This is a genomic window from Micromonospora fulviviridis (assembly GCF_014648395.1).
GTDB classification, from domain to species: Bacteria; Actinomycetota; Actinomycetes; order Mycobacteriales; family Micromonosporaceae; genus Micromonospora; species Micromonospora fulviviridis.
Genome location: NZ_BMRA01000019.1, coordinates 69524 through 78592, shown reverse-complemented (window position 1 = coordinate 78592; position 9069 = coordinate 69524). Strand labels below are relative to the sequence as shown.

8 protein-coding genes are annotated in these 9069 nt (G+C 72.4%); 7 read left to right on the top strand and 1 reads right to left on the bottom strand.

Annotated elements, in window-relative coordinates; all coding sequences use genetic code 11:
• The coding region (locus IEY96_RS31540; RefSeq protein WP_189198438.1) for a C39 family peptidase at positions 1 to 590 on the top strand (590 nt) is incomplete at its 5' end.
• A gap of 69 nt (positions 591 to 659) precedes the next feature.
• On the opposite strand, the gene recQ is transcribed toward IEY96_RS31540, so the two are convergent.
• Positions 660 to 2516, bottom strand: a complete 1857-nt coding sequence (gene recQ / locus IEY96_RS31535) for a DNA helicase RecQ (RefSeq protein ID WP_189198437.1) — start codon at positions 2514 to 2516, stop codon at positions 660 to 662.
• Positions 2517 to 2784: 268 nt separating this feature from the next.
• On the opposite strand from recQ, the gene rapZ reads away from it, so the two are divergent.
• The 6 genes from rapZ to tpiA all read left to right on the top strand — a co-directional run bounded on the left by rapZ (position 2785) and on the right by tpiA (position 8990).
• Positions 2785 to 3693, top strand: coding sequence for an RNase adapter RapZ (gene rapZ, locus IEY96_RS31530; RefSeq protein WP_091322417.1), 909 nt, complete (start codon positions 2785 to 2787; stop codon positions 3691 to 3693).
• On the top strand, positions 3690 to 4697 hold the full coding sequence (locus IEY96_RS31525; protein WP_189198436.1) for a gluconeogenesis factor YvcK family protein: 1008 nt from the start codon (positions 3690 to 3692) through the stop codon (positions 4695 to 4697). The genes rapZ and IEY96_RS31525 overlap by 4 nt, the downstream gene beginning before the upstream one ends.
• A gap of 56 nt (positions 4698 to 4753) precedes the next feature.
• Positions 4754 to 5734, top strand: a complete 981-nt coding sequence (gene whiA / locus IEY96_RS31520) for a DNA-binding protein WhiA (RefSeq protein ID WP_088999356.1) — start codon at positions 4754 to 4756, stop codon at positions 5732 to 5734.
• Positions 5735 to 5997: 263 nt separating this feature from the next.
• Positions 5998 to 7002 carry a type I glyceraldehyde-3-phosphate dehydrogenase gene (gap, locus tag IEY96_RS31515; RefSeq protein WP_189198435.1) on the top strand — a complete coding sequence of 335 codons (1005 nt, stop codon included), beginning with the start codon at positions 5998 to 6000 and terminating at the stop codon, positions 7000 to 7002.
• A complete protein-coding gene (locus IEY96_RS31510; protein WP_189198434.1) occupies positions 6999 to 8198 on the top strand; it encodes a phosphoglycerate kinase in 1200 nt (399 codons plus the stop codon). Before gap ends, IEY96_RS31510 begins: the two co-directional genes overlap by 4 nt.
• The gene (gene tpiA / locus IEY96_RS31505; protein ID WP_189198433.1) at positions 8199 to 8990 is read left to right on the top strand and encodes a triose-phosphate isomerase; all 792 of its coding nucleotides are present in this window, start codon (positions 8199 to 8201) and stop codon (positions 8988 to 8990) included.
• Positions 8991 to 9069 lie beyond the last annotated feature (79 nt).

Here is a 9069-nt window from a genome sequence, read left to right as displayed (position 1 = left end):
GTGGGATCGCCGGCCCCGCGATCGCCGCGCACGCCGCCCCCGCCGAGAACACCACCAAGGTCACCACCGACCGTAAGGGTCACGGCGAGCGGGAGCTGGACGTCCGCTACGAGGCCCAGCCGAACTTCTACTACTGCGGCCCCGCCGCCACCCGTAACGCCATCAGCGTTCTCGGCAAGAACATCGACGTCGACGCCATGGCCAAGGAGATGGGCACCACCGAGGCCGGCACCAACAGCATCAACGACATCACCCCCGTCCTGAACAAGGAGACCGGCAAGACCTACCGGTCCGTCGAAATCCGCGACGGCAAGGCCGACGACAAGCAGACCGACACCCTGCGCGCCGACATCGTGCGCACCGTCGACGACGGCCGCGCCGTGGTCGCCAACATCGCCGGCACCGCCACCGACACCGACGGCAACACCCACTCCTTCGAAGGCGGCCACTACATCAGCGTCGTCGGCTACCGCGACAACGGGAAGACCGTGACCATCGCCGACTCCGCCGACCCGAACATGGCCTCCTACCGGATGAGCGTGGACAACCTCGCCGACTGGATCGCCACCCGCGGCTACAGCGCCTCCTGACCGGCCAACCGCTGACAGGAGCGAGCACGAAGGGCCGGCCCCCACAAGGGGCCGGCCCTTCGTCGTGTCTCAGGACGGACCGTCTCCGGACTCGGTGAGTAGGGCGAGGATCCCCTCGCCGTACTTGGCCAGCTTGTTGTCGCCGACGCCGCTGATCCGGGACAGCTCGGCCAGCGAGGTCGGCGCCTCGCTGGCGATCTGCCGCAGGGTGGCGTCGTGGAAGACCACGTACGCCGGGACCCCCTGTTCCTTGGCGGTGGCCGCCCGCCAGGCGCGGAGCCGCTCGAACACCGGGACGGCGGCCGGGGCGAGGTCGGCCACCACGGTCGCCGCGCCCCGGGGCTTCGCGGACCGGCCGGACGCGGGCCGTTCCGGCTCGCGCCGCATGGTGACGGTCCGCCGGCGGCCCAGCACCTCGGCGCTCGCCTCGGTCAGGGCCAGGGTGCCGTAGTCGCCCTCGACGGCGAGCAGGCCCTCGGCGAGCAGTTGCCGCACCACGCCCCGCCACTCGGCCTCGCGCAGGTCCGTGCCGATGCCGAAGGTGCTCAGCGAGTCGTGGCCGTACTGGTCGATCTTGTCGGTGCGCTTGCCGAGCAGGATGTCCACGCAGTGCCCGGCGCCGAACCGCTGGTTGCGTTCCCGGTCGAGGCGGTAGACGGTGGAGAGCAGCTTCTGGGCGGCGACCGTGCCGTCCCAGGACTCCGGCGGCTCCAGGCAGGTGTCGCAGTTGCCGCAGTTGGCGGTGCCGCCCTCGCCGAAGTATTCGAGGAGTTGCGCGCGTCGGCAGCGGACCGTCTCGCAGAGCGCCAGCATGGCGTCGAGGTGGGTGGCCAGGTTGCGCCGGTGGGCCAGGTCGCCCTCCGACGTCTCGATCATCTTGCGCTGCTGCACCACGTCCTGGAGCCCGTACGCCAGCCAGGCCGTCGACGGCAGCCCGTCGCGCCCGGCGCGCCCGGTCTCCTGGTAGTAGCCCTCCACCGACTTGGGCAGGTCGAGGTGGGCGACGAAGCGTACGTCGGGCTTGTCGATGCCCATGCCGAAGGCGATGGTGGCGACCATGACGAGCCCGTCCTCGCGCAGGAAGCGCTGCTGGTTGGCCGCTCGGGTCGCCGCGTCCAGCCCGGCGTGGTAGGGCAGTGCCGGGATGCCGTTGGCGACCAGGAACTCGGCGGTCTTCTCGACGGAGGCCCGGGAGAGGCAGTAGACGATGCCGGCGTCGCCCGGGTGCTCGTCGCGCAGCAGGGCGAGCAGTTGCTTGCGCGGCTCCCGCTTGGGCACGATCCGGTACTGGATGTTGGGCCGGTCGAAGCTGGCCACGAAGTGCCGGGCGTCGGTGAGCTTGAGCCGGGTGGCGATCTCCGTGCGGGTGGCCCCGGTGGCGGTCGCGGTGAGCGCGATCCGCGGCACCCCCGGCCAGCGCTCGTGCAGCATGGAGAGGTTGAGGTAGTCGGGGCGGAAGTCGTGCCCCCACTGCGAGACGCAGTGCGCCTCGTCGATCGCGAAGAGCGCGATCCGCCCGCGCTCCAGCAGGGCGACCGTGGAGCGCGTCGCCAGCCCCTCCGGGGCGAGGTAGAGCAGGTCCAGCTCGCCGGCGAGGAACGCCGCCTCGACCCGTCGCCGCTCGGTCAGGTCCTGGGTCGAGTTGAGGAACCCGGCCCGGACGCCGACCGCGGTGAGCGCGCCGACCTGGTCCTGCATGAGCGCGATCAGCGGCGAGACGACCACCGCCACGCCGTCGCGGACGAGCGCCGGGATCTGGTAGCAGAGCGACTTGCCGCCCCCGGTCGGCATCAGCACCAGCGCGTCGCCGCCGGCCACCACGTGCTCGACGACCTCGTGCTGGAAGCCGCGGAAGGCGTTGTAGCCGAACACCCGGCGGAGCACCCGCAGGGCGTCCTCGGTCCGCTCGTCGGTGGGGGAGACCATCCGCGCAGTCTACGAGCGCCCGCCGACACCCCCACGCCCCAAACGGGCGCGTGGCGGCAACCGGGCCGGGTGAAGCGGCAACCGGACCTGGCGAAGGCGGCAACCGGACCTCGACAAAACGGACAAGCACCTGTTCCGGTCGTCACCCCGTGGAATCCCGGACGGGGTCGCAGCCGTTAGAGTCGCTGACTGACCATGCGCGGCCGACCGGCCGCGGCGCCACGGCTGGGGGTAGCGGGTGAGCGAGGCGCGGACGGCGGGAGACCTGGTGCCGACCAACGCGGAGACAGCTCTCGGGCGGCCGGCGCCGGCCGAGGCGGACACCACCCTGGTGGTGGTGACCGGCCTGTCCGGCGGTGGCCGCAGCACGGTGGCTCGCGCGCTGGAGAACGTCGGCTACTACGTGGTGGACAACCTCCCCCAGGCGCTCATGCTGGACATGGCCGAGCTGGCGTTCAAGGCCGGCGGCGCGGCCCGGCGTACGGCGATGGTGCTGGACGTCCGCTCGCGGGCCTTCTCCACCGACCTGGCCGGGGCGATCCGGGAGCTGCGCGAGCGCGGCTTCCAGCCCCGGGTGGTCTTCGTCGACGCCGACGACGAGGTGCTGATCCGCCGCTTCGAGAGCGTCCGCCGCTCGCACCCGTTGCAGGGCGACGGGCGGCTGGCCGACGGGATCGCCGTGGAGCGGGCCCTGCTGGAGGAGGCCCGCGACCAGGCCGACGTGATCATCGACACGAGCCACCTCAACGTGAACCAGCTCCGCCGCCGGGTCGAGGAGCTGTTCGGCGGGGAGGACTCCCGCCGGTTGCGAATCACCGTGCTCTCCTTCGGCTTCAAGTACGGCCTCCCGCCGGACGCCGACTTCGTGATGGACGCGCGGTTCCTGCCCAACCCGTACTGGGTGCCGGAGCTGCGCGAGCACACCGGGCGCGAGGAGGCGGTCAGCGCGTACGTGCTGGGCCAGGAGGGGGCGGACGCCTTCGTGGCCGGGTACGCGGACCTGGTCAACGCCACCACCGCCGGTTTCGAGCGGGAGGGCAAGCGCTACCTGACCGTGGCCGTCGGCTGCACCGGCGGCAAGCACCGGAGCGTGGCGATCGCCGAGGAGCTGGCCGCCCGGCTGCGCCGCTCCGGCATCGCCGCCAACGCCCAGCACCGGGACCTGGGGCGGGAATGACCCCGACCAGGGTGGTCGCCTTCGGCGGCGGACACGGGCTGTCGGCGTCGCTGCGCGCGCTGCGGCACTGCGTACCCGGACTGGACCTGGACATCACCGCGGTGGTCACCGTGGGCGACGACGGCGGCTCCAGCGGGCGGCTGCGCGCCGAGCGCGGCGGCCTGCCCCCGGGCGACCTGCGGCAGGCGCTCGTGGCCCTGGCCGGGGACCACCCGGCCACCCGGCGCAGCGCGGCGCTGTTCCAGCACCGCTTCGCCGCCGCCGTGCCGCCGGCGCCGACGCTCGCCGCGCCGGCCCCGACCGGCGGGGCGGGCGACCCGCTCGCCGGCCACGCGGTCGGCAACCTGCTGCTGCACGGGCTGACCGAGCTGCTCGGCGATCCGGTGGCCGCGCTCGACCACGCCGGCGCGATGCTCGGCGCGGTGGGGCGGGTGCTGCCGATGTCCCGCCAGCCGGTCGGCATCGAGGCCCGGGTACGCGGCGCCGACCCGGACCGCCCCGACGAGGTGCGGACGGTGCGCGGCCAGCACCAGGTGGCGGTCACTTCCGGCACCGTCGAGTCGCTGCGGCTCACCCCGGCCGCGCCGGCCGCGTGCGCGGAGGCGGTGACCGCGGTACGCGCGGCCGACTGGCTGATCTTCGGGCCGGGCAGCTGGTACACCAGCGTGCTGCCGCACCTGCTGGTGCCGGGTCTGGCCGACGCGATCGTCTCCAGCCCGGCGCGTCGGCTGGTGACCCTCAACCTGGTGGCGGAGAAGGAGACCCTCGGGCTCTCCCTGCCCGACCATCTGGACACCCTCCGGCGCTATCTGCCCGAGTTGAAGGTGGACATGGTGTTGGCCGACTCCACGGCGGTGGGTGATCCCGCGGCGGTCGAACGTGCGGCAGAATCTCTGGGTGCCCGGCTGGTCCTCGCTCCCGTCGCCGTCACCGACGGCACGCCCCGTCATGATCCGGCCGCCCTGGGCGCCGCGCTGGTGCCTGTCCTGGGCGCCGATCGTTAGACACGTACGTAATCACCGGCGACACGCCGGAACCGGTCCGTGAGGGGGCGCGCAACATGGCGATGACGGCTGCGGTCAAGGACGAGCTGAGTCGGGTCGACGTGCCCAAGCCCTGCTGCCGGCGGGCGGAGATGGCCGCCCTGCTCCGGTTCGCGGGCGGCCTGCACATCGTGTCGGGTCGCGTCGTGGTCGAGGCGGAGCTGGACACCGGCGCGGTGGCCCGGCGGCTGCGCCGGGAGATCGCCGAGGTCTACGGCTACCCGAGCGAGATCCACGTGCTCGCCTCGGGTGGCCTGCGCAAGGGCAGCCACTTCATCGTGCGGGTGGTCAAGGACGGCGAGGCCCTCGCGCGGCAGACCGGCCTGCTGGACGTCCGGGGTCGCCCGGTGCGCGGCCTGCCGCCGCACGTGGTGGCCGCCAACGTCTGCTGCGCGGTCTCCGCCTGGCGGGGCGCGTTCATGGCGCACGGCTCGCTGACCGAGCCGGGCCGATCCAGCGCGCTGGAGATCACCTGCCCGGGTCCGGAGTCGGCTCTCGCCCTGGTCGGTGCGGCCCGCCGGATCGGCATCACCGCCAAGAACCGCGAGGTGCGCGGGGTGGACCGGGTGGTGGTCAAGGACGGCGACGCGATCGCCGCGCTGCTGACCCGCATCGGTGCCCACTCCAGTGTGCTCGCCTGGGAGGAGCGGCGGGTGCGCCGCGAGGTCCGGGCCACCGCGAACCGACTGGCCAACTTCGACGACGCCAACCTGCGCCGCTCGGCCCGCGCCGCGGTGGCCGCCGCCGCCCGGGTGACCCGGGCGCTGGAGATCCTCGCCGAGGACGCCCCCAACCACCTGACCTCGGCGGGCCGGCTGCGTCTGGAGCACCGGCAGGCCTCGCTGGAGGAACTCGGCGCGCTGGCCGATCCGCCGCTGACCAAGGACGCCATCGCCGGCCGGATCCGCCGGCTGCTCGCGCTGGCCGACAAGCGGGCCCGCGACCTGGGCATCCCGGATACCGAAGCGGCCGTCACGCCCGACATGCTCGTGGTCTGATAGGACCGGTGAGGCGTCGAGCTGCGAGGGGGATCACCACCCGCCGCAGCGCGGCGGCGCGCGCTCGGATAAGGTCGCTGCGTACGGCAAGGGGGCCGGCAAAGGCACCCCTAGCCGTGCTCACCGCCTCGGGCGGTCTGGTCTCCTGGGACCGCGGCGGGGTGGCCGAGATGAACCGTCAACGGCCGGCTCCACCGGTCGGCGAACAATCTCCGCCGGCCGGGTCTGACGCCGGCGGACCAGAACGCGAGGAGATGGGACCTGTGACCATCCGGGTTGGCATCAACGGCTTCGGCCGGATCGGCCGCAACTTCTTCCGGGCAGTGCTGGCGTCCGGCGCTGACATCGAGGTCGTGGCGGTCAACGACCTGACCGACAACGCGACGCTCGCCCACCTTGTCAAGTACGACAGCATCCTGGGTCGCCTCCCGCACGAGGTGAAGGCCACCGCCGACGAGATCACCGTGGGCGGCAAGACCATCAAGGCGTACGCCGAGAAGGACCCGGCCAAGCTGCCGTGGGGCGAGGTCGGCGCCGACGTCGTCATCGAGTCCACCGGTTTCTTCACCGACGCCACCAAGGCGAAGGCGCACGTCGACGGCGGGGCCAAGAAGGTCATCATCTCCGCCCCGGCGAAGAACGAGGACGTCACCCTGGTCATGGGCGTCAACCAGGACCAGTACGACCCGGCCAAGCACACGATCATCTCGAACGCCTCCTGCACCACCAACTGCCTCGCCCCGATGGCCAAGGTGCTGCACGACACGTTCGGCATCCAGCAGGGTCTGATGACCACCATCCACGCGTACACGCAGGACCAGAACCTGCAGGACGCGCCGCACAAGGACCTGCGCCGGGCCCGCGCCGCCGCGCTCAACATCGTGCCGACCTCGACCGGCGCCGCGAAGGCGATCGGCCTGGTCCTGCCGGACCTCAAGGGCAAGCTGGACGGCTACGCGCTGCGCGTGCCGATCCCGACCGGCTCCGCCACCGACCTGACCGTGACGGTCGGCCGGGAGACCACGGTGGACGAGGTCAACGCCGCGCTCAAGGCCGCCGCCGAGGGCCCGCTGCGGGGCATCCTGACCTACAACGAGGACCCGATCGTCTCCGCCGACATCGTCACCGACCCGGCGTCGTGCATCTTCGACGCGCCGCTGACCAAGGTGATCGGCAACCAGGTCAAGGTCGTCGGCTGGTACGACAACGAGTGGGGCTACTCGAACCGCCTGGTCGACCTGGTCAAGCTGGTGGGTTCGTCGCTGTGAGCATCCGCAACCTCGACGACCTGCTCGGCGAGGGGGTTTCGGGTCGGCGCGTGCTGGTGCGCGCCGACCTGAACGTCCCGCTCGACAAGCAGAGCGGTGAGATCACCGACGACGGCCGGATCCGGGCCGTGCTGCCGACCCTCAGCGCGCTGGTCCAGGCCGGCGCCAAGGTGGTTGTCTGCTCGCACCTGGGCCGCCCGAAGGGCGCGCCGGACCCGCAGTTCAGCCTCCGCCCGGTCGCCGGGCGGCTCGGTGAGCTGCTCGGCGCGCCGGTGCACTTCGCCGAGGACACCGTCGGCGACTCGGCCCGCTCCACCGTGGAGGGGCTGGCCGACGGCCAGGTGGCCCTGCTGGAGAACCTGCGCTTCAACAAGGGTGAGACCAGCAAGGACGACGCCGAGCGGGGCGCCTTCGCCGACCAGCTCGCCGCCTTCGGCGACGCGTACGTCGACGACGCCTTCGGCGCCGTGCACCGCAAGCACGCCAGCGTCCACGACGTGCCGGCCCGGCTGCCGCACGTGGCCGGCCGCCTCGTGCTGCGCGAGGTGGAGGTGCTCGGCAAGCTCACCGGCGACCCGGAGCGGCCGTACGTGGTGGTGCTGGGCGGCTCCAAGGTCTCCGACAAGCTGGCCGTGATCGAGGCCCTGCTGCCGAAGGTCGACCGGCTGCTCATCGGCGGCGGGATGTGCTTCACCTTCCTCAAGGCCCAGGGCCACGAGGTGGGCACCTCGCTGCTCGAGAAGGAGATGGTCGAGACCTGCGGCAACCTCCTGGAGCGCTCCGGGGGCAAGATCATGCTGCCGGTCGACGTGGTGGTGGCGGACGCGTTCGCGCCGGACGCCGCGCACGACGTCGTGCCCGCCGACGGCATCCCGAGCCACCGGCTGGGCCTGGACATCGGCCCGGAGACGGTGGCCGGCTTCGCCGCCGCGCTGTCCCAGGCGAAGACCATCTTCTGGAACGGCCCGATGGGCGTGTTCGAGATGGCCGCCTTCGCCAACGGCACCCGGGGCGTCGCCGAGGCGATCACCAAGGCCGACGCGTTCAGCGTGGTCGGTGGCGGTGACTCCGCCGCGGCGGTGCGGGCGCTCGGGTTGGACGAGTCGTCCTTCGGCCACATCTCGACGGGCGGCGGCGCCTCCCTGGAGTACCTCGAGGGCAAGACCCTCCCCGGCATCGCGGCCCTGGAGAACTGAATGGCGAGCACCACCCGCCGGCCGCTGATGGCCGGCAACTGGAAGATGAACCTGAACCACCTCGAGGCCAACCTGCTGGTGCAGAAGCTGGCCGCGAGCCTCAACGAGAAGCAGCTCACCGAGGTCGAGACGGTGGTCCTGCCGCCGTTCACCGACCTGCGCACCGTGCAGACCGCGGTGGACGGCGACAAGCTGCTGATCGGCTACGGCGCGCAGGACCTGTCGCCGTTCCAGTCGGGCGCGTACACCGGGGACATCGCCGGGCCGATGCTCGCCAAGCTGGGCTGCACCTACGTGGTGGTCGGCCACTCCGAGCGGCGGCAGTACCACCACGAGGACGACGCGCTGGTCAACGCCAAGGTGGCCGCCGCGCTGGCGAACGGGCTCACCCCGATCCTCTGCATCGGGGAGGGGCTGGAGATCCGCGAGCAGCTCAAGCACGTGCCGCACTGCTGCGACCAGCTGGACGGCGCGCTGAAGGGGCTCACCCCGGAGCAGGTCACCAAGGTCGTCGTGGCGTACGAGCCGGTCTGGGCGATCGGCACCGGCAAGACGGCGACCCCGGAGGACGCCCAGGAGGTCTGCGGCGAGGTGCGTAAGCGCCTCGTGGAGACCTTCGGCCAGGACACCGCGGACCAGGTCCGGATCCTCTACGGCGGGTCGGTGAAGTCCTCGAACGTCGCCGCGATCATGGCCCAGCCGGACGTGGACGGGGCCCTGGTCGGCGGCGCCAGCCTGGACGCCGAGGAATTCGCGCAGATCTGCCGGTTCCCGGAGCACATCGCCCGCTGATCGCTCGCTATCCTTGACGCTGCCCGCCCACCGGTCGGTGCCGCCGTGCCCGACACGACCGGGCAGTGATCGCAACGAG